At 69.9% G+C, this 23,230-nt stretch carries 16 protein-coding genes; 7 read left to right on the top strand and 9 right to left on the bottom strand.

All coding sequences use genetic code 11. The annotated features are described in order from the left end of the window. The first annotated feature begins 12 nt into the window (after nt 1-12). From ACZ7PG_RS34680 to ACZ7PG_RS34660, 5 genes are all read left to right on the top strand, one after another. On the top strand, nt 13-411 hold the full coding sequence (locus tag ACZ7PG_RS34680; RefSeq protein ID WP_470243368.1) for a hypothetical protein: 399 nt from the start codon (nt 13-15) through the stop codon (nt 409-411). Nucleotides 412-434: 23 nt separating this feature from the next. Further along, nucleotides 435-2,927, top strand: a complete 2,493-nt coding sequence (locus ACZ7PG_RS34675) for a BTAD domain-containing putative transcriptional regulator (protein ID WP_470243367.1) — start codon at nt 435-437, stop codon at nt 2,925-2,927. Nucleotides 2,928-3,716: 789 nt separating this feature from the next. After that, entirely contained in the window at nt 3,717-4,943 is a 1,227-nt protein-coding gene (locus ACZ7PG_RS34670) for an AAA family ATPase (protein WP_470243366.1), read from the top strand. A 29-nt stretch (nt 4,944-4,972) separates the two neighbouring features. Continuing rightward, complete coding sequence (locus ACZ7PG_RS34665) at nt 4,973-6,751, top strand: vWA domain-containing protein (RefSeq protein ID WP_470243365.1); 1,779 nt, start codon at nt 4,973-4,975, stop codon at nt 6,749-6,751. Between the two features lie 753 nt (nt 6,752-7,504). Next, nucleotides 7,505-10,675 carry an NACHT domain-containing protein gene (locus ACZ7PG_RS34660; protein ID WP_470243364.1) on the top strand — a complete coding sequence of 1,057 codons (3,171 nt, stop codon included), beginning with the start codon at nt 7,505-7,507 and terminating at the stop codon, nt 10,673-10,675. A 190-nt stretch (nt 10,676-10,865) separates the two neighbouring features. Here the strand turns inward: ACZ7PG_RS34660 and ACZ7PG_RS34655 are convergent, their stop codons facing one another. After that, nucleotides 10,866-11,228 carry a GlcG/HbpS family heme-binding protein gene (locus ACZ7PG_RS34655; RefSeq protein ID WP_470243363.1) on the bottom strand — a complete coding sequence of 121 codons (363 nt, stop codon included), beginning with the start codon at nt 11,226-11,228 and terminating at the stop codon, nt 10,866-10,868. Further along, nucleotides 11,225-11,968 (bottom strand): SDR family oxidoreductase, encoded by a 744-nt coding sequence (locus tag ACZ7PG_RS34650; RefSeq protein ID WP_470243362.1) that lies wholly within the window; start codon nt 11,966-11,968, stop codon nt 11,225-11,227. Before ACZ7PG_RS34650 ends, ACZ7PG_RS34655 begins: the two co-directional genes overlap by 4 nt. Before the next feature lie 136 nt (nt 11,969-12,104). On the opposite strand from ACZ7PG_RS34650, the gene ACZ7PG_RS34645 reads away from it, so the two are divergent. After that, a complete protein-coding gene (locus tag ACZ7PG_RS34645; RefSeq protein WP_470243361.1) occupies nt 12,105-12,437 on the top strand; it encodes a winged helix-turn-helix transcriptional regulator in 333 nt (110 codons plus the stop codon). 58 nt (nt 12,438-12,495) lie between these two features. Here the strand turns inward: ACZ7PG_RS34645 and ACZ7PG_RS34640 are convergent, their stop codons facing one another. From ACZ7PG_RS34640 to ACZ7PG_RS34610, 7 genes are all read right to left on the bottom strand, one after another. Continuing rightward, on the bottom strand, nt 12,496-13,068 hold the full coding sequence (locus ACZ7PG_RS34640; protein ID WP_470243360.1) for a hypothetical protein: 573 nt from the start codon (nt 13,066-13,068) through the stop codon (nt 12,496-12,498). Between the two features lie 202 nt (nt 13,069-13,270). Next, entirely contained in the window at nt 13,271-14,176 is a 906-nt protein-coding gene (locus tag ACZ7PG_RS34635; RefSeq protein WP_470243359.1) for an NAD(P)-dependent alcohol dehydrogenase, read from the bottom strand. A 122-nt stretch (nt 14,177-14,298) separates the two neighbouring features. Then, nucleotides 14,299-15,333 carry a C40 family peptidase gene (locus tag ACZ7PG_RS34630; RefSeq protein WP_470243358.1) on the bottom strand — a complete coding sequence of 345 codons (1,035 nt, stop codon included), beginning with the start codon at nt 15,331-15,333 and terminating at the stop codon, nt 14,299-14,301. A gap of 18 nt (nt 15,334-15,351) precedes the next feature. Then, a complete protein-coding gene (locus ACZ7PG_RS34625; RefSeq protein ID WP_470243357.1) occupies nt 15,352-16,425 on the bottom strand; it encodes a replication-relaxation family protein in 1,074 nt (357 codons plus the stop codon). An 18-nt stretch (nt 16,426-16,443) separates the two neighbouring features. Then, nucleotides 16,444-18,945, bottom strand: a complete 2,502-nt coding sequence (locus ACZ7PG_RS34620) for a DUF8128 domain-containing protein (RefSeq protein WP_470243356.1) — start codon at nt 18,943-18,945, stop codon at nt 16,444-16,446. Further along, complete coding sequence (locus ACZ7PG_RS34615) at nt 18,942-20,765, bottom strand: VirB4 family type IV secretion system protein (protein WP_470243355.1); 1,824 nt, start codon at nt 20,763-20,765, stop codon at nt 18,942-18,944. Before ACZ7PG_RS34615 ends, ACZ7PG_RS34620 begins: the two co-directional genes overlap by 4 nt. A gap of 6 nt (nt 20,766-20,771) precedes the next feature. Further along, the gene (locus ACZ7PG_RS34610; protein ID WP_470243354.1) at nt 20,772-21,851 is read right to left on the bottom strand and encodes a PrgI family protein; all 1,080 of its coding nucleotides are present in this window, start codon (nt 21,849-21,851) and stop codon (nt 20,772-20,774) included. 167 nt (nt 21,852-22,018) lie between these two features. Here ACZ7PG_RS34610 and ACZ7PG_RS34605 point away from each other — a divergent pair, with 167 nt between their 5' ends. Then, nucleotides 22,019-23,164, top strand: coding sequence for a hypothetical protein (locus ACZ7PG_RS34605; protein WP_470243353.1), 1,146 nt, complete (start codon nt 22,019-22,021; stop codon nt 23,162-23,164). The last annotated feature ends 66 nt before the right edge of the window (nt 23,165-23,230 follow it).

Below are 23,230 nucleotides of genomic sequence, written 5' to 3'. Positions count from 1 at the left end.
GGAGGGAGAGTCATGATCACGACTGACGAGATCGAGCGCCGCGTCGAGAAGGCCGACGCGGACAAGAGCGCCAGGAGGACGGCCGCGGCCCGCGAGGTCGGCGAGCTCGCGCACCGTCGTGCCGCACTCGCCGAGGAGCTGGCGGATGTCGAACGCAAGCTCGGCACGGTGCTCGCCGCGGCGGCGGACGTCGTCGGCGTCGACGAGCTGGCCGAGTTCACCGACGTCCCGGCCGCCGACCTCACCAGGTGGCTCACCTCCGGCAAGCCCCGTGCCCGGCGTGGCCGTCCGCCCGGCAGCCGCCGCCCGAAGCCGGACACCCAGCCCGCGACCTCACCGGCACTCACACCGCCGGAACCGCGCTCTGGGCCGCCTGCGCCCGGTACGCAACATCCCGTTGTCCAGGACTAGCGAAGCTGAGCCGGGGAGCTGCGGTGCCTGCTGAGTGGCAGACCGGAACCGGGCCGCGGCGCATTGGTCGCGCGTTCCTGCGCGGCGTGCGACGGTTGCTGCGGGCCGGCGTGGCGGTCGCGCTGCTGGGCGGGTTGTGCGCCGGGCTGCCGTGGGCGCTGGTGCACTTCGTCGGATGGCCGCTCCCGAAGTACGTGCCCACGATGGCGGAGCTCGGCGAGGTGCTGACGGCTCCGCCGTCGACAGGTCTGCTGCTCGACGTGCTCGCGTGCGGCGCATGGCTGCTGTGGGGCGCGTTCATCGTCGAGCTGGCCCGCTGCCTGCGCGACCTCGCTCTCACCGCCGGCCGGCCGCACCTCATCGGTCGCGGTGGCCCGCTGCGGCGGGTCGCCGCGGTGCTCATCACCGCCGTCGTCGTGTCGTTCGTCAGCCGCACGGCCCTCGCCGCGCCCGGCGCGGTCCAAGCCGGCGTGACCTCGTCGGCCGCCGCGTCGACGGCTGTATCGGGGGACATCGAGCTGGTGCGTCCACCCCACGCTGGTGTCCACGACTCGCTGTACCGGATCGCGCAACGTCGGCTCGGTGACGGCGACCGGTGGTCGGAGATCTGGCGCCTGAACACCATGAGCCTCCAGCCCGGCGGTCGAAAGCTGACCTCGCCCAGCCTGATCCATCCCGGCGACCAGATCCGCCTGCCGCCGGTCACCGCCCAGCCGACACCACCACCACAGCTGCAGCGCCCGCCTGAGCCGGTGACGCCCCCGACTGTCTCCCCACTGAGCCCGGTCGCACCTCCCGCTGCGTCGACCAACCCAGAGTCGTGGGGGACCGGCGTGTATGTCGGTCTCGGGCTGGCGGGTGCGATCAGCGCGGCGCTGCTGGTCGCCCGACGACGGCAGCGCGCCGGCTACCGACCCGGTAGCGGGCGTCGCGGCGACGACCTGCCCGTGGCCCCGGTCGTCTACCAGCTGCACCAAGCTCACCAGCACGCGCAAGCCGGACCCGGCGAGCCCGATCCGGACGCTGCCGAACCCAGCACGACGCCCGAGCTGGGCGGCCCCGGCGACGAGGCTGCCGCGGAGCTGGCGCTGGGCCTCGCCGCGACGCACGGCCTCGGTCTCATCGGACCCGGCAGTCACGCCGCGGCCCGCGCACTGCTGCTCACGGCCATGACCTCCACCCGCGCCTCACAGGTCGTGGCGCCTGCCGCGGACCTGCGCGACCTGCTCGGCGTCCCGGACAACGTCGCCGAACTGCCGGAATGCGTCCACGTCGTCGACGACCTCGCCTCCGCGCTCACTTGCCTCGGCAGCCAAAGTCCTCCCGAGGACACCTGCCGAATCCTCGTGGCGAGCGCGCCGGCGGGCGAACCCGATCACACCCGGCTGCAGCAGTCCCTCGCCGAAGGCGGCGCGAACACGACCGTGCTGCTGCTCGGCCAGTGGCATCCCGGCGTTACGGCCTACGTAGACATCGCGGGCGTCATCACCGCGACATCTCCCGGTCCGGGGGAGCCGCTGCGCGGCCGGCGAGCCTTCTCCCTCCCCGAATCCGCAACCCGCGAGCTGTTCACCCTCTTCGAAGCCGCACGCGGCGCTCGCGATGACGAACCTGGAGCTGCCAGCGAGCCGACCCACGGATTGGAGATCGCAAGCGCTCTGGTTGCCGATCAGGCTGAGGCAGCGGAGCCGGTCACGGGATGTGCTGTCGAAATCCAGGAGGGCGCGGTCACGCCGCTGGTGCTGTCGGTGTTCGGGCAGCCGAGGTTGTCATGGCGATCGGACTTCGCCCATCCGGACGAGGCCGTCGAAGTCACCGGCAGCCTGTCGCGGCGGCTGTGGGAGCTGCTGATCTACCTAGCTGTGCATCCGGAGGGAGTTCCGCGGGCGGCGATCATCGACAGCCTGTGGGCGCATCGCCCAGCTCGGGATCCGGCCGCCGTGCTGCGCACCGTCCTGTCCCGCCTCCGCGGCACCGTCGACAAAGCCACCTCGCCCGGTATCGGGGAACTTGTGGTCGTGAACCACGGTAGGTATCGCCTTGACCCTGCCGTTGTCGAGGTCGACTACTGGACGTTCGCCGACGCGCTCGCTCGCCGCCGCGCCGCAACCGACGACGACCAACGTGCCGAGGCCAACGCCGCGATCGTCTCCAGTTACGGAGGCGAGCTGGCTGCCGGCGTCGAAGCCGAGTGGCTCACCGCGCTGCGGGAAGGTGTCCGTCGCGACGCCCTCGACGCGGTCGCCGCCCTGGCGCGCAGCCGGGTCCAGAGCGATCCCGAGTCCACGCTGGAGTTGCTGGAATCGGCGCGGGACTTCGACCCGCACAACGAGCTGCTCTACCGCGACATCATGCGACTCGAGCACAACCTCGGCCGGCACGACGCGATAGCCAGAACCCTCCGCCTGCTCGAGGCACGCCTCGCCGAGATCGACGAAACACCGACTGTCGCGACAACCGAACTCGCTGAACGCCTCCAGGGGCTTCACGCTGGAATGGCGGGGCTCACCTCCTGAGTCATTCTGTGGGCTGTCCAAAGTACCTTTGCGTAGAAACAGCTGGTCGGTCGCGATGGATGTTAGTGTCGGACGCACTGATAGTCGTCACGCAGAAAAGTATCCGGTGTTTCCGTTTAGAGTCGACGTCATTCGACACGCCACCGTCGAGCTTGCGCAACGCTTCATGCGTCCGCGCGCCGAGCTGCACCGGCCTCCTGCTCGGCCCGCTTGGTCGAGGCGGCCGTCCAGAGACTCCGTCCTTCGGTTGCCCGACGGCCAGCGGGGGTGCCGACGCACGCGCCGATCGCCCTGGTGTTCCGGGGGCCGACTAAGTCGGATCGTCCGTCTGCGCGGATACGGGCAGGTCAGCGCCTGTATGAGGGGATCCGCTGGTATCCCAGACTCGCTTGGCGACAAGCAGGTAAGCACATCAGGCCCGCCCCATCGCCCCAGTTGCTGTGATCATGTCCCCGCGTCCCCCTTCGGCGGCCACCTCACCTCATGTCCGTCTATATTTTCGGTTTCTCTTTTTTTGCAAAGAAGCCGGATTCGACTTCTTTTTCGGACCTGTCGCCGGCGGTCTGGTGTCCGCGACCTGCCCAAACCTCCTGGCAAAAGAACTGAGAATTCCTTTATTGGCACGGAATATGTCACCCGAATGGGGCAAGAAAAAGCGTTGCGCACGGGTGTTTCATCGAGTTACTTTTGTTGTGTCACCGGGAAATCCGGAAACAAATCAAGAATCGCGGCAGATCTTTCCTGATCGCCGTATGGCCCGTGTTACTCATTTGGAAAGGAATACCCGCGATGACCACGCCTACCTCGCCCGCCACGGCACCCGCCACCGGGTCGACAACCCCGGCGGGTGGGACGGCAACCCGACTCCGCAACGGCGAACTCCGCGCGATGGTCGCCAAAGTCCTGGCCGACGACCCCGCAGCCATCCAGACCCCGGGCGGCATCGCGGCCACCCTGAACCGCTCATCCGGCGCGGTCGGCAACGCCTGCAAAGCATTGGCCGACAGGGGAGAAGCCGAACTCGTCACCACCGCGCCGCTGGCCTACCGGGCGACTGCTACGACAGCGACCGCCGCCGCCCCCGCCATCATTCCTGGCGCACCCTGCGTGCCGCGTCGCAAGCCGCTCGCGACGGCACCCGCCGCGTCCCCGGCCGCGCCCGCTCCGGCCGGGACCGGCAGCGCCACTGCCCGCCCGGTACGGAAAGTCACCGGCCCGGTGAAACGTCCGAATGGGATGGACTACCACCCCCGGCTCTTGTCCGGCATGCCGGACGTGACCGCGCTGGCCCGGCTACGCGACGCCGGGGTCGCCGCGCTGCTCTATGGCCCGCCCGGCACCGGGAAAACCTCGGTGGTGGAGGCAGCGTTCAACGACTGCCTCACCGTGCAGGGCGACGGCGACACCGTGGTCGCCGACCTCGTGGGCGACTACACCAAAACCCCCGGCGGCGACTTCGTGTTCGTCCACGGCCCGCTGGTCCGCGCGATGCGCGCCGGGGCGCCGCTGTTCATCGACGACGCGACCCTGATCCCGCCGACCGTGCTCGCCGTGGTCTACCCCGCGATGGACGGACGCCGCGAAATCCTGATCAAGGCCAACGGCGGCGAAGCCGTCACGGCCGCACCCGGGTTCTACGTCGTCGCCGGGCACAACCCCGGTGTCCACGGGGCGATCCTCTCCGACGCCCTATCCTCCCGGTTCTCCGTGCACATCCAGGTCTCCAGCGACTACACCCTCGCCGAACAGCTCGGAGTCGACAAGAAAGCCGTACGGGTGGCGCGCAACCTCGCCACCCGGCAGGAAAAGGGCGAGATCGGGTGGGCGCCCCAGCTGCGGGAGCTGCTGGCCTTCAAGAAGCTCGCCGACGCGTGGGACCTCGACTCCGCCGCCGGAAACCTGGTCGGCATCGCACCGGAAGAGGACCGCGCCACCGTCGCCGCCGTGGTGCGCGACGTCTTCGGCCGCACCGTCGCCCCGCTCGCCCTCGGCGCCCAGATCGCCACCAAACCCTGAACCGCCACCCGTCGCGAAAGGACTTCGTCATGAGCACCCACTTCACCACCGACCCGACCGCCACCGGTGCCGCCGTGTTGCCCGCCCGCCCGGAATGGCTGACCCTGTCCGCCGCGTTCGCCGACGAGGTCCCCGTGATCGCCGACCGCGACGACCTCGTGGTCACCGTCGCCCCCGGAGCGGGCGGAGGTGCCCCCGCCTGCTTCTACCCTCACCGCGCCGTGATCGAAGTCGACGGTAACCACCTCGGCGTGAATCCCGCGACCGTGGACCCGGCCAACCTGTCCGACCGCGCCCGGTACGCCCCGGCGTGGGGTGCCCTCACCCACGAGTGCGGGCACGCCAAACACACCGCGTGGGATCCGCCGGACGGCGCCCCGCCCGCCGTGGTCGCGGCCGCGATGCTGCTGGAAGAGCCCCGGATGGAAGCGGCGCACATCCGCCGCCGCCCGGACGACCGGCACTGGCTGCGGGCGTGCGTGAAGGGCATTGTCGCCACCGACCTGCACCTCTACGGCGACCCCGCCACGGCCCCGAAGATGACCCCCGCCGACGCCGCCCACACGGCCGCGCTCCTGCTGGGCCGGGCCGACGGCGGAGTGCTGACCCGCGCCGAGGTCGACCCCGTGGCGCGAGTCGTCGAGGGCGTGCTCGGCGCCGAAGTCCTCCGCGAGCTGCGGGCGGTGTGGCGGCAGGCGCTGCGGACCGCCGACGACGCGGGGGAGAAGATGTTCGACCTCGGGCGGCAGTGGTGCGAGATCCTCGGCACCGACCCCGACAGCACGGACCCGGCCGCCCAGCCCGCCTTGCCGGGCGCCTCTGACCCGTCCGGCGCCTCACCCGGGTCCGGTGCCCCGGCCGCTCCGTCGCCGTTGGCCGACGCCATCGCCGACGTGCTGGGCCGCGTGGCGGCGAAAGTCGCGCGGGAGAAGGCGCCCGAGGACCCAGCCGCCGTCGCGGCCGCCGCCAAGAAGGGCGAAGACGCTGCCGAGAACCAGGCGGGGGAGGTGGCGCGGCGGGTGTTCAGCGTCGGCGGCCCTCCTAGCGGCGGCACCAGCACGACAGGCACCCGGCCACCGACGCCCGAGGAGTGCACGGCCGCGCGGGTGCTCGCGCGGTCGCTGGACACCGCCGGAACCCGGGAACGTGTCGCCGTGCGTTCCACCTCGGAGGTACCGCCGGGAAGGCTGCGGATGCGCGGTGTGCGTGCCGCCGAAGCCCAGCGTGCCGCCGGGGCTGTGGTGACCGCTGAGCCGTTCAGCCGCACCATCCGCACGCCGGTCACCGTGCCGCCGCTGCGCGTCGGAATCGCGTGCGACGTGTCCGGCTCGATGGGCTGGGCGCGCGCCCACGTGGCCTCGGCCGCCTGGATCCTGGCCAACGCCGCCCGGCACACCCGGGTGCCCGCCGATACCGCGAGCGTCATCTTCGGGCACCACGTCCGCCCGCTGACCCGCCCGGGCAAGCCGCCGGCCGAGGTCACCGAGTTCAGCTCGCTCGACAACTACGAGGACATTCCCGGAGCACTCGATGCGCTTGACGGCGCCCTCGGCCTGTCCCGCCCGGGCGCGGCGCGGCTGGTGGTCATCGTGTCCGACGGCGAATACCGCCGCGTACCTCGCCGTGACGGCCAGAAGAAGCTCGACCGGTTGCGCGCGTCCGGATGCGCGGTGCTGTGGCTGACCACCAGCGACATGGACACCCCGCTCGACGGGGCGACCGTCCACGTACTGACCGACCCCACGACTGCCGCCCGCGCCATCGGGCACGCCGCGACCGCCGCACTTCGCGCCGCCGCGCGCCGATGACTCGAGCCCGGCACGAACCGTCCACCCCGACCTGCAACAACACATCAAAGGAGACACTGATGCCTTGCCACCACGCCCGCCATGCCCGCCGCCAATCCCGTCCTCAAGGACGAGACTGTGGGAACCGAACGGAGCACGGGGCGAGCGGGATTCTTCCGGGACAAGGTCCCGGCGCGGCCGTGCGGGCGATCCTCACCTCCGCCGCGCCGAGCGCGCCACCGGCCCCTTCACGCTCGTGACTCTGCCCGTGGGCAGGAAGCTGCTTAGCGCGACCGCCGCCGAAGAGTTCGACAGCGCGCTCCCCCGAAACACCGGCGGTGGCTGTGACGAGATCTCGGCCCCGTTCACGGTGACGCACGCGGCGATCACCTATGCCTGCGCCCAGCGCGGCAAACCCTACGTTTGGAGACGTGACGGCGACGCCGGATTTGACTGCAGCAAACTGACCAGGCCGTGTACGCCGCCGTGGGGATCCGCTGGTCTCTACCTCAGCTGCACCACGATCGACGCGCCCGACTTCGGGAAATCGCGCAGATCCATCCGGACCGCTACCGAGGCAACGGCCGCTATCACGCCACGCGGCCGTTGAGCTAGGATTCGGCCGCATTCGATGCAGCATCGTTGAGGATATGACGCTTCCATTCTAGCCGGGTCAGAGGTTTCGTACCGCCGCTGAAGGCGCAATACGTCGTCGACTGGACAGCGCTGTGCGACCGTCTGTGTCCGGCTTGTCCAGCCGGTAGTATCGCGGACATGTCTTCGGCGGTGCTGGCAACCCTGGTCGCACAATCCGCAGCCAAAGCCGTCGGCGGTATGGCGGTCCGAGCGTCGGCACCCGCGTGGAAGGCTGCGGCGAAGAGGCTCCGTCCCGCTCCGGCGACGGTCAGGCAGTCGGCGAGCTGGCGAGACGTCAAGCTCGTGCGCACCCAACAGACCGCGATCTCCATATACCTGCAAGGCCGCCTGTGCACCGGCCTGCTGGAGATATTCGCCTATCTGGAGATGACCGAAGAAGGCCCGGATACGGCGAGAGAGCGCACCCGGTTGGGGGAGAGCTTTGTCCGGGAACTCTTGGACAAGGTCGACCTCCCCGATGCGCAGGGAAAACGGATCGCCGAGTCCCTCTGGGTCGAGCTGTGCACTTGTGTGCGCCTGCAGCTCCAGGAACTGCGTGAAGAGAATGTCTTCACCGCCGATGATTTACTTTACGCGACAAGCCTTCGTCACCTCGGCGGGAGTCCGCCCGTCGAGTCCTCACTGGCGTCCGCGGTATCTGAGCGATGGGCTCTTTCGGGTCAGAGGCAACGGGCTTCCGCTGCCCACGCTGCCATTCGCGTGATCCGCCAAGCGATGCGCACGCGGTACGCCATGATGGTGATGCCGCATTCGCGCGACGACCACCGAGTCCCGATCGAGCAGATCTATGTTGCCCGCTGGCTGACTCCGCGGCCCCATTTTGAAATGGTCAAGTCCCGTCGAGTCCGCCCCGGCGCCGACGAACGATCGGATACCGGCGGCGCGGCAGAAGCCCTCGAGGACCTTGCGGAAGTCACGAACGACCTGGAGCCGCTGGCGGAGTCAGAAATGGTAGACCGGCGTTTTGTCGTCGTCGGCCACCCCGGGGCCGGCAAGAGCACCTTCATCCGCAACCTCCTCCATCGCGCCGCCTCGCGCCAGGACGATGAGACGCCGATCGCGCCGATGATCGTCGAGCTCAAGGACCATCAGGCGCCGACGGCCTCCTACCTCACCATCCTGGCCGACACCTTGCGCGTCGTGGCGCAGGCCGAGTTCGATGCCGACACCATCCGGGACATCCTTTTCTTGGGGCTCGGCGTGGTCGTGTTCGATGGCCTCGACGAGATCGCCGACATCGACATGCGGCGTTCGACGGTCGCCGGGATCGAGGAGTTCTGCCGCCGCTATCCGCTCGTCACAGTAGTGGTGACTTCCCGCGAGGAGGGCTACCTCCGCGCTCGCCTCGACCCGGCGCTCTTCCCGGTCTACTACCTTCCCGACTTCACCGACGAGCAGTTGGAACTGTACGTTCAGCGCTGGTTTCGGATCGTCGCACAGCCGAGACACTTCGAGGCCGGCGACCGGGTGCGGAACTTCCTCGAAGACAGCGTGCACGTCGCGGACCTGCGGACCAACCCGCTGATGTTGTCGCTGCTGTGCATGCTCTACGAGTACGACGGGTTCATCCCGGAAAACCGGCCGCAGGTCTACGAAGAATGCGCCGAGCTGCTCTTCGAACGATGGGACCGGATGCGCCGGGTACCGATCTCGTTCAAGTCGAACACCAAGACGCGGTACTTGATCCAAGAGCTCGCTTACAACTTCTTCAACCAGGGAAGCGTGCAGAGCGGACTTCCCGAGGGAAGGCTGAAACAGAACATCAAGGACTACTTCGAGCGCAACGTCGTCGACGACGCCGAGTCCGCTTCCCTGCAAGCGCAGGACTTCCTGGACTTCTGCGCCGGACGGGCCTGGCTACTGGCACAGACCGGAACCTCCGAACGCGGGGAACGCCTCTTCGGGTTCACCCACCGCACGTTCCTGGAGTACTTCGCCGCGTGTTTTATCGTCCGCCACTGCAATAGCGCACGCGACATCGTCGGTATGATCCGGCCGCTGATCCAGTTCAACACCAGCGAAGTGGTCCCCCAGATCGCGATCCAGCAGTTCGACGCGCGACGCGCTGACGGCATCGACGACTGCCTGGAGCTGCTCGTCCTCGACCGGTCGGACGCCAGCCGTCGTGTGCAGGTGGAGTTCGCTCTGCGTTCTCTGCGGTTCATGCGCCCGAGCCCGAGAGTGCTCGATCGCCTCTACACGGCCGCGATCCTGCTCTATGCCAGAACCACGGACACCCAACTGCTGGCGTTGCTGCTCTCCTGTCCGCCGGACACCTTCCCGACAGCTCGGCGAAGTTGCCGGGCGATCCTGACCGGGAATGTCGCTGTGAACGTTGAGTGCGGTGCCGCCATCGTCGACGAGTTGTTCCAAGTCGTCGACGACGGAACTGCCCCCACTGCCCTGGCTCGCCGCCTGGAGACCCAGCCGGACGCGTTGGCCGGGGCCGTGGCCGGCCTCGCACCGAGGATCGCGTCTTCCCATCCGGACGTGGTTGTGGAGCTGAGTCGTCGTGACCTGTTGCCGATGAAGCGATACCTTGAAGCCATGGGAGCTCGTGGGCTGTTGTCCGTGCAGCTGCACGGCACGCCCGACGAGACACCGGGTCCGCTGGTTGGCCTGCTCCGACGATTCTTCGCTGCCGGTGAGCTCGATCCGGATCTCCACGATATGCTCGCGCGGATCGCCGCGTCGCCGGCGTACGTGCTCCCGCTCCGATGGCTCGTGTTGTTGGAGCTCGCCGACATCGGCAGGCTGCCCGAGGCGTCCGCGGTTTCCGGAATGTCCGAACAGGTCGAGCCTCAATCCGAGATCACCCTGCTGTCGGCCGAGATGCGCCCCATGTTCGACGACAAGTCGGCGTTGGAAGAACTACTCGCCTCGGACGAGGTACCTAACGAGTTGGCATCCATGGCGCTTGAACCGCGGATGCTGTTCGAGCCGGCCGCCGTACGCCATCACTTCCCGATCGGACGGGACCTTCCCCCGTCGTCGACCGGGTTCTACTTGCTCTTCCTGTCGACGATGCTCGCCGCCTACGAACGTGACCCGTGGCTCGGTGAGAGCCGGTCGGGCACATGGCACATGATCGGCTCTCGCCTACCGGGATTCAGCGATCTCATGACCCCTCTCACTCGAGTGAATAAGACCGGGCAGTTGACGCTGAGCCGTGACGAGTTGGGGGCCTGCGTCAGCCGGTTCGCCACGACGCTGAACTGCAGCACAGAATGGCGTGCCTGGTTCGACGTGTGGGCAAAGGGGGAAGCCGAAGCCTTCGTTCGCCACTGAGTGGCTGCTTCGCGCTGGCCACCGCCGCGAAGGTCCTGGTCCGGCCGCACCGCGACGGCGCGGCATGGCGCGCGGACCCGTCGACATTCTATTCCCGGAGACTTCCGCACTGGCCTCGTGGGAAGGCGACGCACCGGGACGATCTCCCAGCGCCGCAGCGATCGCGGCCTCGGCGACGGCGAGATCCTGGTCACCAGTGCCGCCGCTCGCCCCGATGCCGCCGGTGACCGCCCTGTTCCTCGATAGTCGGCAGGCCGCCTTCGCTGAGCATCACTCGGCCTTCGGTCGCCACGCTGGTCGAGGTGGTGACCTGGACTCGTCCGTCGAACACTGCCGCGCCCTCGGCTGTCGGGCGGGCGAATGCTGCGGCGGTGTAGGCCTTGCCGATCGCCACCTCCGAGAGCGGGAACGGCGTGCCGTCTGCGCGGGCGAACGCCACGAGCGCGCCGCCGCTGTCGACGACGGCGATCGCCATCGGCACGCCCAGCGCCGCTGCTTCCGCACGGGCCGACTGCACCAGGGTGAGGGCGGTTTCGAGGCTTACTCCGGTCATGACGCACTCCTGGTCAGGCCGCCGTCGATGGAGGTGGTCGTGCCCGTCACGTACGAGGCTCGAGGCGAGGCCAGGAACGCGGCGACGTCGGCGAACTCCCGGACGGTTCCCCAGCGCCGCAACGGGATCTCCTCGGCGAGGTGGGGCGGCACGCCATCCGGGTACACCTCGTCGCGGCGGGGTGTCGCGATGCGGCCCGGCGCCAAGGTGTTGACGGTGATGCCGTCCGGCCCCAGCTCGTCGGCGAGGGTCTTCAGGTAGCCGTGGATCCCGGGGCGGACCGCGTTGGACGCTGCCATGCCGGGAGTGGGCTCCCGGACCCCGGTCGTCGTGATCGCGAGGATTCGCCCGCTCGAACTCTGTCGCAGGTGGGGGACGCCGGCCCGGACGAGCCGGAGGAGGGGGAGCAGCACTGTCTCGGCGGCCTCGACGACGTTCGCGGCCGGCAGGTCGACTGCGCTGGTCGGGCGCGGGCCGCCGCTGTTCCAGAGCACGATGTCCAGCTTGCCGAACCGTGCCACCGTCTCCGCGACCACGCGTGCGGGCTCGTCCGGTCGGCTCATGTCCGCCGGGATCGCGTGCGCGCCGATCCTGGCGGCGTGTTCGGCCAGCACGTCGCCGCGTCGGGCGGTCATGACGACGTTCGCGCCTTCCTCCGCGAGGACTTCGGCGATGCCCAGACCCATTCCGGACGACGAGCCGCAGACGAGGGCGGTCTTGCCCTTGAGCTTCAGGTCCACGGCGATGCTCTTCCAGTCCGCTCTCTCATGCGGGCGAAGGTATCGTCGGAAGATCGGTATCTTCAACGAAACCAGGAGGGGCCAGGCGATGGGTTCCGCTCACAAGCTGCTCGCTGCTCGGTGTCCGAGCTGGGCGGTGCTCAATCTGGTCGGTGCGCGCTGGGTGCCGACCGTGCTCAACGCCCTGGCCTCGGGGTCGCTGCGGTTCTCCGAGCTGAAGAAGGTCGTCGAGGGCGTGACGGCCAAGGCACTGACCGAGACGCTTCGCACCCTGGAGTCCGACGGGATCGTCGACCGGGTCGAGACCCTCACGACGGTGCCTCCGACGGTGGAGTACTCGCTCACCCCGCTGGGACGCTCGCTGTTCGCGGTGCTCGTCCCGGTGCAGGAGTGGGCTGAGCAGCACCTCGGCGAGATCGCGGAGGCGCGTCGCCGGTACGAGCTGGGCTCCCGGGCGCCTAGCGACTGACAACGCGGCCCGGCCGCCGAGGTGGCGACCGGACCGCGTCTGACGGAGAGCCTCTGGATCAGCTTGAGGTGAATCGCTTCGGGGCCTCGCAGGTCTTCGTCGCCAGACCGTTGGTGACGAGCTTCTCGAGGGCGTTGTTCACAGCGCCGCTGGATCGGACCAGTTCGGTGCCGATCTTCGCGGGACCGAACTCTTCGCCCGGGTGTTTGTGCAGGAACTCCTTCACCAGTTCATAAAGTGCGCCTTTCGGAAGTCGGCCCTTCTTGGATGCGTCCGTTGTCGAGGTGTCCAGGACTGCCGGATCGGTAGTGATGGGATCGGGAGCAGGCAAGGGATCGGCCTGCTGTTCGTCGGCCTCGTCGGTCTCTGCTACCTCGACTGCGTCGTCGGCCGTATGAGTGCCCCATGTCCAGGTGACGGGGACCGACTGGTCCTTTCCATCGGTCCGGGTCACGACTCCTTCGGCGGCCCAGCGGGAGAGGATCTTCGTGGCCGTGGAGCGGCCCACCCCGGCCGCGGTGGCCAGCGCAGCCGCTGTCGTGCCGGGATCTGCCTCCAGCGCGCGGCGTACCTTCGTTTCCGCGGTGTCGGGCTTGGTGTCGGCTGACGGCGGGCTCTGAGTTTCGGGCATGACGGGCTCCGTTTCAGGAGAAGCGGTGGATGGTCATGCCCCGGCCGGGGCGATCGCCCGCCGGTGCGCATCCGGTGGTTCGGGCTACACGTCTATGGACGCTCCGTGCACCGCTTCATGTCAAGCCATCGTCCAAACAAGACATACGTATCGCCCAGAAGTGCTTACACGATCGCCTACGCACCGCCGCCGGTCAGGCTACTTACGCGACGGTGATCACGACGTTGCCGACTTTCTGTCCGGTCTCGACGTACCGGTAGGCATCGACGATCTGGTCGAGTGCATACCGGCGGTCAATGACCGGCGTGAAGTCCCCGGACTCGATCAACTCTCGCAGGTGGCGGACGATGGCCTGGTTGTCTTGCGGGAACGCGAACTTCACCTTCCTGCCGCGCAGCAGGGGGGTGATCACTGTCAGCATGAGGTTCTGAGCCCAGGGCCCCAGCTCCGAGGACAGGTACACCCCGCCGGGTTTGAGCAGTCGTTTGCAGCGGCCGAACGTGCTCTTGCCGACCGTGTCGAACACCGCGTCGTAGGTCTGCTCGTCCTTGGTGAAGTCCCCTGCCGTGTAGTCGACGACCCGGTCCGCTCCCAGGCTTTTGACCAGCGCCAGGCTGTCGGTGGCGCACACCGCGGTCACGGTGACGTCGAGACTCTTGAGCAACTGCACGGCCGCCGAGCCGATCCCGCCGGTCGCGCCGTGGACGAGGACGTCCTGTCCGGCCCGGGTCCCTGCGTGCCGGATGCACGCGAGCGCGTAGTGCGCCCCCTCGGTACCGGGAGCGGTCTGCTCGAAGGTTGCGCCCGCCGGCATGGTCGCGATCGACCCGTCCTGTGGCACCGGCAGATACTCGGCATGCGCGCCGAACGCGCCTTCGCTGTACCCGAATACCCGGTCGCCGACGGAGAAGGACGTGACGCCGCGGCCGACCGCCTCGACCTCTCCGGCGAACTCGGTTCCCATGATTGTCCGCCGGGGCCGGGTGATGCCGGTGAGCAGTCGCACGAAGAAGGGCTTGGCCGCCCGGTAGGCGCAGTCCGTTCGGTTGACCGTCGTCGCGTGTACCCGGACGAGCACGTCCCGGTTCCCGACCGTCGGTCTGTCCACCTCGCGGATCCGAACGACCTCCGGCGGGCCGTACCTGGTGTGCACCGCAGCCCTCAAGTGAGACCCCCTCGCGCGTTCTACCTTACCGCGTAAGGTTGCCATGTGGAGGCCATGCCGCGCTACTACCACCTGCCCGCCAAGGCGGCGCTGCTCGATTGCGGCGCCGAGCTGTGCGCCGAGATCACAGCCGCCCCCGAACGGGTTGTCGTTGGCCTGGTGGCGCCTACGTAGTCGTCACCGGGATGGCGATACGGCTCCACCTTCACGGCCTGTCCGAAGTCGGGTGCGTCGATCATGGTGCCGCCGCCGATGTACAGACCGACGTGGTGCACGAGCCCGGCGGTCGCGTAGAAGACGAGGTCGCCGGGCAGCAGCGGTGCGCTGGCGGGCACGTGCGGTCCGGCGGCGTACTGCTCGCGCGAGGTCCGCGGCAACGGGACGCCGGCGGCGCCATAGGAGGCGCGGGTCAGGCCGCTGCAGTCGAACCCGGCGTCGCCGCCCTCGGGGCCGTTGCCGCCCCAGACGTACGGGAGCCCGCGTTGCCCGCAGGCGTAGTTGATGGCGGTGAGCGCGGCGGGCGTCGGCGCGGTGATGTTCGCGCAGTCCCCGGCGCCGGTGTGCTCGCAGGCCACTCCGGAGACTGCCGCCACGATGGCTTCGGCGGCCGACTGATGTTGCCCGTACGCGTCCGGTGTGCCGGACCGCTGGACGGCCTGTGCGGCGTCGTTGAGGCTCATTTGCTGCCACCCGGACAGAGCCTGGAGGTGCCGGTAGAACTGGGTCGCGGCGTAGGTCGGGTCCATGATCTGCGCGGGCGTTCCCCAGCCTTGGGACGGGCGCTGCTGGAAGAGCCCGAGGCTGTCCCGGTCGCCGTGGTCGAGGTTGCGCAGGGTGGATTCCTGGATGGCGACCGCGACAGCGATGACCCAGCCGGGCTCGGGGACCTGCAGCTGTTCGCCGACCGAGGTGATGATTGCGGCGTTGGCGAGCTGGTCAGGCCCGTAGCCAGGCACGCTGCCGGCAGTCGTCCCGCTCGGGGTGCAGGTCGTGCTCCCGACGGCCGTGAGCGACGTGACTACGGCGAGCGGGATGGCGCCGAGCAGCACCGGCACCATCGCAAGCACGGCGGCGACACCAATCGCGGTCTTCGATGCCATGAAGCGCTCCTCGCGAGATCAGGACCCGCGATGGCGAGTTCGGCTGGGTGTGGCGTACGGCGGGGTGGGCGACGGCGGCGGCAACCGGTAAGCCGCGGCCTGGCCGGATGTCGAGGCGGCCGCGTCGTCGAGTTCAGAGGTCGCTGCCGAGGCAAGGGCCGGCCAAGCACGTGTCAGCTCGCCGAGCGCGCAGCGTGGGGAAGTAAGACTCGATGGCTTCGCGTTGAGCGGGAGCCAGACCTCGTCCGCCGGACTTGGGCAGGCGGCGGCCTGGAGGAGTTCGGCGGCCGCGGTGGCGACGGGGACGTCGGCGGTCTGGTCGAGGTCGGCGTGGATGCGGGCGAGCGCGGTGCGAGCGCTGGCCTCGCGGCGGCTGGTCGGCAGCCAGAAGAGCACGGGAGTGGCGATGCCGGTGGAGTCGGCGAGGCGGGCGTAGGCGAGCAGCTTGCGGGAGACCTTGGTCAGCGACTCGGTGCCGGTGTCGTGTTCGAGGAAGAACTCGAGCTCGCCGGCGCCGCCTTGCCAGCGGCCATACGCGTCGGGGATGACGAGGTCCCCGAAGTGGCGGGCGCAGCGGGCCTCCGACCACCAGGCCGTGATCCCCTCACCACGTCGAGCAGAGTCGCCGCGTCGGCTGCGGGCGATCAGGGCGGTGAAGAAGTCGCCGACGCCGACGGTGTGGGCGAGCCGCTGGTTGTGGGCGATGGCCATCGCGCGGTCGTGCCGGTAGCCGAGGTCCTTGACCTCCAGGCCGTGCTCGGCGGCCAGCACGGTGGCGCCGGCCGGTCCGAGGACGTAGTGCATTGGCGCCGAGCCGAGCTGCCGGAACGGCTGGAACCGGCTGACCGCCCGCCAGAGGTACAGCTCGCGCAGCCGCTGGCGGGCGGAACGGCCGGAGGGGAACGCCGCGGCCTGCACCTGGGTCGAGGTCAGAACGCGGTGTTCGTGCAGCAGGGCCAGCAGCCACTTGTCTCGTGGCGTGAGGCGCGTCGCGAGCGCGGCCTGGTGCTCGATCGAGTTGGCCGCGCGGGCGGTGGTTGCGCCGGGAAGGTGCTGGCGCAGCTGGTGCTGCCGGGTCGTGGTGGTGATCAACGGGAACCTCCGCGGGTCTCAGAGCCGCGCGCGGCGTGGATCGGTCTTGCGGCCGTGGGCGGCCGGCCTCGTGGGAGTCCGTTCCGGCGGGGCCGTCCGGCTTGCGGGCTCGGACTGGCGACGGCGGAGTTCGGCTCGGATTTCTTTGGCTCGGCCAGGGACGGCGGGGCGCAGGGGAGTGGTGGTCATGGTGAAGGGCTCGGTTTCGGCGCCGTTGACGACGAGGCGGGCGGCGACGTGGTAGACGCCGAGGTGCGCGAGATCGTGTTCGGACAGCCGCGGCGCGGTGTGGCGCGCAAGCTCGCGGGCGTCCTCGGGGGAGGCGTTGAAGAAGATCTTCGACCGGGCGTTGGTCGAAATGCCTTCCTTCAGCTCGCGGGGAAGCTGGCCGAGGTGCTGATGCGCGAGCGTCATAGCGACCCGGAACCCGCGAGCTTCGGCGAGCATGTCCTCGAGCGGGTAGGGCAGGTTGAGGAAGTTGTGGCACTCGTCGACCACCAGCGAGGCGTCCGGACGCTCGCGCTGGGGAACGCGAGCGCGGCCCGTGGTGGCCTGCCATGTCCGGGCGACGACCAGCGAGCCGACGAGCCGGGTCGTCTCATCGCCGAGCGAGCCTTTGGGGATCCGGACCAGGCAGATGCCGCCGTCGTTGAGGACCTGGGCCATGTCGACGGTGGACCGGCCGCCGGCGATCGCGTCCCGGACAAAGGGCCGCAACAGGAACGCGCGGAGCTTGTTCATCAGCGGGGAGATGACCTGGCTGCGGCTGGAGTCGGTGAGATCGTCGTACCACTCCCAGAACCCGGTGAGGACCGGGTCGGTCAAGCCGGAGGTGATGCGAGCGCGGAAGGCTTCGCTGCTGAGCAGCTTGGGCAGGTCGGCGAGAGTCGGCACGCTGTCCTGGGCGCGGAGGGTCAGGCAGGCGGCGCGCATGAGGTCGTCGGTGCGCGGGCCCCAGAACGCGGAGTAGACGCGGCGGAAGACGGAGACGAGGTTGTCGACCTCGCGGTCGGTCTCGCCGCCTTCGAGGGGGTTGAGGCAGGGCGGGCGCTGGCGGGAGTCGGCGTCGAAGAGCACAACCCGGTCGGCGGCTTCGCGCGGGAGTCGGGAGAGGACGTCGGTGACGAGGTCGCCCTTGGGGTCGATGAGAACGATGCCGCGGCCGGCGTCCGCGTCGTCGAGGATCAGGTTGCCCAGCAGCGTCGACTTGCCCGAGCCGGTGGCGCCGAGCACGTGCAGGTGGTGGCGGGCGTCCGGCACGCGCAGGCCGATGCCACGGGCGTGGCCGCTGTCGGCTACCCCGAGCGGCTTGACCTCGGGCCCGGGCACGGCGACGCCTGGTGGCGGCGCGACGGCTTTCGCACCGGCTCGCTCGATGCCGGGGATCTCCAGGTCGACGGGCAGGTGCGCGATGGCGGCCAGCTCGGGAACGGACAGTAGGTCGCCGCGTGCGAGTCGACGCTCGGCGAGCGCGTGTTGCGGGTGGTGGAGGCAGGTTCTGGTGAAGTAGTTGTGCTCGGTGTAGGCGGCGAAGCTCGCGGCGAGGGCGTGCGCGCGGCCGCGGGCGGTGTCGCGAGCTTGCCGGGCTTCGGCGTCGGTGACGTCGGCCGCCAGCTGGGCGGTGACGGCGTAGCGGACGACGACCTCGTACTGCGAGCCGCGCTGCTTTCCCACGATCGCCCGGTTCTGAGCGGAGTACTCCAGGGACAGCTGCGGGTCGTGGCTGATCCGGCGGGCATCCCGGGCGGGTCCGGGCCGAGTCGCCGCCGCTCCAGGGGTGAGCAGGTCGAGGACGCGGCCGCCGAGCCGTCCGGACGCGCCGGCGTGTACCCGCCGAGCTGCGCGACGTGCTCGGCTGACCCGTCGGCCGGTGACCGGCCGGGCGAGGACCTGGACGCTGGCGTACTCGTCGCGGCCGAGCCCGACCGGCGCGCCGAGCAACCCCCGGATCGGGTCGGCGTCGAACCCGGTCCGGATCGGCAGCGCCTCGGGCCGGGCGAGCCGCAACTGACCGCCGACCGTGACCGTCCGCCGGCGAGCGCTGGGCTCGGGCAGCGGCGGGTCGGCGGGGACCGCGCGGGTGTGCGCGCCGGGCCACGCGGCCTCGATCGCGCGCTCGACGAGCCCGGGCGGGATCACGCCCGGGACCCACAGGCGCAGGGCGACGCCGTGCTCGGTGAAGCGGTACTCCCACGCCAGGTGCGGCTGGCCGGCGAACCAGCGTCGCCAGCTCGGTCGCAGCAGTCCGACGAGGTTGGACCACAGCAGGGCGCCGCCGGCGGGGTCGACGGTGGGTGACGCCAGCACGCTGATGCACCGCGCGTCGGCGAGCAGCGCGGCGTGGCAACGGGCTCGCCACCACCGCCGGCCGACCGCTTGGCTCGAGATCACGATGGCGAGTACCGGGATGGCGATCGGCCCCCAGCGCAACACCCCTTCGAGGACGGCAGCGAGGAGGTACTGCACGGCGCTCCACGGATCGGTGAGGTAATCGCCGACCCACCCGCAGTGGCGGTTCATGAGCTGGCGCCCGGGCTAGCGGGGCCGAGGTCGACGACCCCGTCCAGGGCGGGGTCACCGAAGCCCTGCGCGATCTCGGCGAGCTCGGCGGGGTCGGTGGTGACGAGGACGTTTTCCGTCGGCGACGCGAGCGCTTGGAAGGCGACCCATTCGGTGCCGGAGCCGAGCAGGCCTTGGCCGCGGTCGGCGGTGAGCAGGAACTGGCGCTGGCCTTCGGACAGGTTGAACGTCGCGGCGATCTGGTCGATGGCCTGCGGGGATTGGCGCAGCAGCACGCTGGTGGCCGCGTTGGCGACGATCGCGCGGCCGAGGTCGCTGCCGAGGACGTCCTCGATGTCCTGGGTGGCGACGGTGAGCCCGGCCCAGTGCTTGCGGAAGGTCTTCGCCATCCGGAACAGGTACTTTGCGCCCTCCGGCGACTGCATGAGCAGCCAGGCCTCGTCGACGACGACCAGCCGTCGGCGGCGGTCGGCGGGGTTGGAGACGCGTCGCCAGACGGCGTCGAGGGTCAGCAGCGTGCCGATCGCCTTCAGTTCGTCGGGCAGGTCCCGTAGCGAGAACACGACGAGGTGCCCGTCGGGCGTGGTGGTCGTGGGCCCGGAGAAGAGGTCGGCGAACGCGCCGTCGACGAACGGGTGCAGCCGGGCCGCGAGGTCCACGCCGTCTGCGGCGGCCGCGAGGGTGTCACGCAGGTCGCGCATCAACGGGGCCGGGCGGGTCCAGGTGCGCGGATCGGTCGTGATCCCGGCCGCGGCGTAGGTCGCGGCGATGGCGGTGTCCAGGACGGCGCGTTCGCCGGCGCTCAGCTCGGCGCCGAGGCATACGGCGAGCACGGTCTGCAGGAACAGCGCGCGCCGGTTGAGGGCGTCGTGCGGCGCGGTGCGCCGGCCGGCTGCGGTGGTGTGGATGGGCAGGTCGAAGGGGTTGAGCCGGACGCCGCCGGCGCCGAGGTGGACGTAGGCGCCGCCGACCTGCGCGGCGAGGCGGGCGTATTCGTCTTCGGGGTCGATGACGAACGCCTGGATGTCGCGGTAGAGGCTGCGCAGCGTTTCCAGCTTGACCAGATAGGACTTGCCGGATCCGGAGCGGCCGAGCACGACGGAGTTGTGGTTGTCGCAGGCGAACCTGTCCCAGTGCACCAGCCCTTGGGAGCCGACGTTGTAACCGTAGAGTACGCCGCTCGGCGCGGTCGACGTCGGATCCACCGCTGGCATGTCCGGTGATGTGAAGGGGAACGCCGCGGACGCGGCGGCGGTGTCGAACGTCCTTTTCAGACCGAGCGAGTCCAGGCCGAGCGGCAAGGTGGTGACCCAGCCTTGCAACGAGCGGTACGTGGCGGGTTTGGCGTCCAACAGCAGTGACGCGCACAGCGACCGCAGCGCCGAAACCTCCTCGGCGAGCGCTTCTTCGTCCGGTGCGTGGATGGTGAGGTAGAGGCCGAACTTGAACAGCCGGCCTTCGCCACGGGCGACGCGGCGGGAGAGGTCGGCGGCGTCTTCGGCGGCCGCGTCGAGGTCCGGGTCGTCGAGGTGGTCGTGCCGGGCATGGTGGCGGCGGGATGATTCGAGGCGGGCGCGTTGCTTTTTCAGGCCGCTGGCTGCGGTGATCGGGTCGACTGGCTGGACGTGGACGGACACGTCGAGCCGGGCGGGGTAGGTCAGTAGCGGGGCGAGCCAGCCGGGGTAGACCTCCTGCGGGTAGCCGGTGACGCCGAACGAGGCGACCCATTCGTTGCCGACTTCCAGGTGGCGTGCGCCGATCGACAGCGCGTCCGGGGTGAACGCCTCGGCCGTCGACCCGAGGTCATGGATGCGGGACATGCGGGCTCACCTGTCTTCGAAGTCGTCGTAGAGGTCGGTGATCGGTGCGGCGGTGACGATGTCGTCGGCGCCGGCGAGCGCGGCCGACGGCGGCAGGAAGGTGTCGGGGTTGCAGGCGGCGGCCAGCACACCGGTCGCGGTCGTCGCGTCCAGCGCGGTGACGACGATGCCGGCCGGCGCGAGCAGCTCGGTGGCCTCGTTCAGCCGCCGTGCGAGCCGCTGTTCGGCCGCCGTGCGGGCTGCGGGATCGATCGGTTCTGCCGCGGGCTTGCGCCGGAGGTGGCTCAGCGCCGAGGTCACGCTCTCGGCAACGGCGGGGCGCGCGGGTTCCCGCAAGACCAGGAGGACCTGGCGGCGCAGGAGGTCGGCGTGCCGGCTGAGCTGGGTGAGGTAGTCGGCGTGGTCGAGCGCTGCGGCTTCGAGTGCGGGGTGGGGCAGGCCGCCGGCTCGGGCGCGTAGCTCGTCGATCTGCGGGGCGAGGTCGAGTCGTTCGGCGCGGACGAGGAACTGCACCGGCGCGGTCAGCGAGTGCAGGTAGCGCGCGAAGGAGCCGACGAGGGCCTCTTGCTCGGCGGGGGTGCGCAAGGAGAAGTTGACCGTGGAGCAGGCGGCGATCACCGCGAGGCCGTCCGGTCCGAGGTCCACGACGCCGGCGGTGCTGCCGCTGATGACGCCGCGAGCGGGCAGCTCGAGCGGCGTCGGTGCCACCTCATCGTCGGTGGAGTCGCGTCCGGTGGTGAGCCAGGCCGGTGCCGGGCGGATGCCTTCGGGCGCGGAGACCTGGTGGCGCGGAGCGAGGCGCTGCCGGACCGCGGCCAGCAGCAGGCGGTCAAGAGCGACGCCGTCCCGTTGGCCGAGCGCCAGCACCGTCACCGCCAGCGCAACCGGCACCGCGACGACCAGAAACAGCGGCAGGGGCAGGAAGGCGCGGGTGGCGCTGTAGAGGGCGTAGAGCAGCAGGCCGGTGACGCCGAGGATCGCCAGCTGCCGCGCGGTGAGCGGGCCGAGCACGCGGTCGGGGCGGTCGACGTCGGCGGGGATACGAACTGCGTAGGGCCCATTCGTCCGGGTCTCATGGTAGCTCATTGGTGGTTACCCATCCCTTTCATCCGTTGTGCGGCCGCGAGCTGCCCAGCGGAATGGCTGCCGCAGAACTGAGACTCGCCGGCCCCAGCAGCGATCCCAGGTCGCAGGTCGCGATGGACCGGCCTGGCAGTCTTGCCGGAACGGACGCGAGAACCGAAGGGGCGGACATGGCTGGCTGGTCGGCAGTTGCAGGCACGCACGACTACGCGGTCCCCGACAGGACAAGCGCCGAGGCACTGGCCGAGGCGCTGGCCGAATACGGTTTCGCGACGGTCGTCGCTCGCCCGGGACAACCCGAGGGCTGGATCGTCAGCGCGCTGGACGAGGGGCCGTACCCTGTCAGCACCCGGGGACATCGCACCATCGACGCGGTCGGCAAGGCCGCCGCGGTCCTGGCACGCAGTCACCGCGGATACCGTCACGGAGGTAGCCGTTGCGACCCCAGCATGCTCGTGCACCTTCAGAACGGGCCGATCGTGCGCACCAATCCCGGTGCACGTCCGCCGGTTCCCACCGTTCTCGTCGCGCCGGCGCCCTCGCCGCGCGCTCTGGAACTGACCCCAGACCCCGGCTCCGACGCGCACGCCGACCTGACCGGGCTGAACGATGTCGATTGGGCCCAGCTCAGTCACGCCCATGGTCCCGCCGACGACATCACTGCGCTGATCCGGGCGCTCGCGCAGAACGACGACCGATGGGCCGACATCCTCGATGAGCTCTTCGGCGACAACCTGCTTCACCAGGGGACCTGCTACTCCGCGACCGGGCCAGTGCTGCCCTTCATCACCCGCTTGGTCACCACAGGCGGACTGCCCGCGGCGCGGCGGCTCGACCTCTGCACATGGCTGGTCGTTGCGGCAGATTGCTGGCCGGTCAGCCTCCTCGGCGACGCCGACCGCGCCGCTATGCTCGGCCGGATCCCCGAGGCAGCGCCCTGGACGTCGGAGGTGCACCTCGCCGTCGGCGAGCAGCTGCCCGCCTTGTTGGCGCGGTGGGACACCGAGCCGCCTGCGATCCGGTTCGTGCTCGCTTGCCTGGCCGCGCTCTACCCGGAACACGGACAGCAGATCGTCAAGGACGTAGCCGCGATGGCTACCAGCTACGCCGGTCAGCAACCCGGGGAATACCTGCGACTCGCCGAAGCGCTGCTGCTGGCCAACGACACCCAAGCACTGAGGATCGCCGAGGAGATCTTCAGCTGGGACGACGACCTGGGACCAGATTGGCTGGACGTCCCCCACGTCGCCGACGCGCTGAAGGCAGGACATGTACTCGCCGAAGGGACCTTGCGGACCGCGAGCAACACAGCATGACACCCCACGACGCCCTGCCCCTGCCCGAAACCAACCGACCCAACAATCGCAAGAGGTGCAGTATGA

It is taken from the genome of Amycolatopsis sp. NPDC114504, from assembly GCF_055633595.1.
The sequence above is the reverse complement of the archived record's forward strand: the minus strand, read 5'-3'. Positions and strand labels throughout refer to the sequence as shown.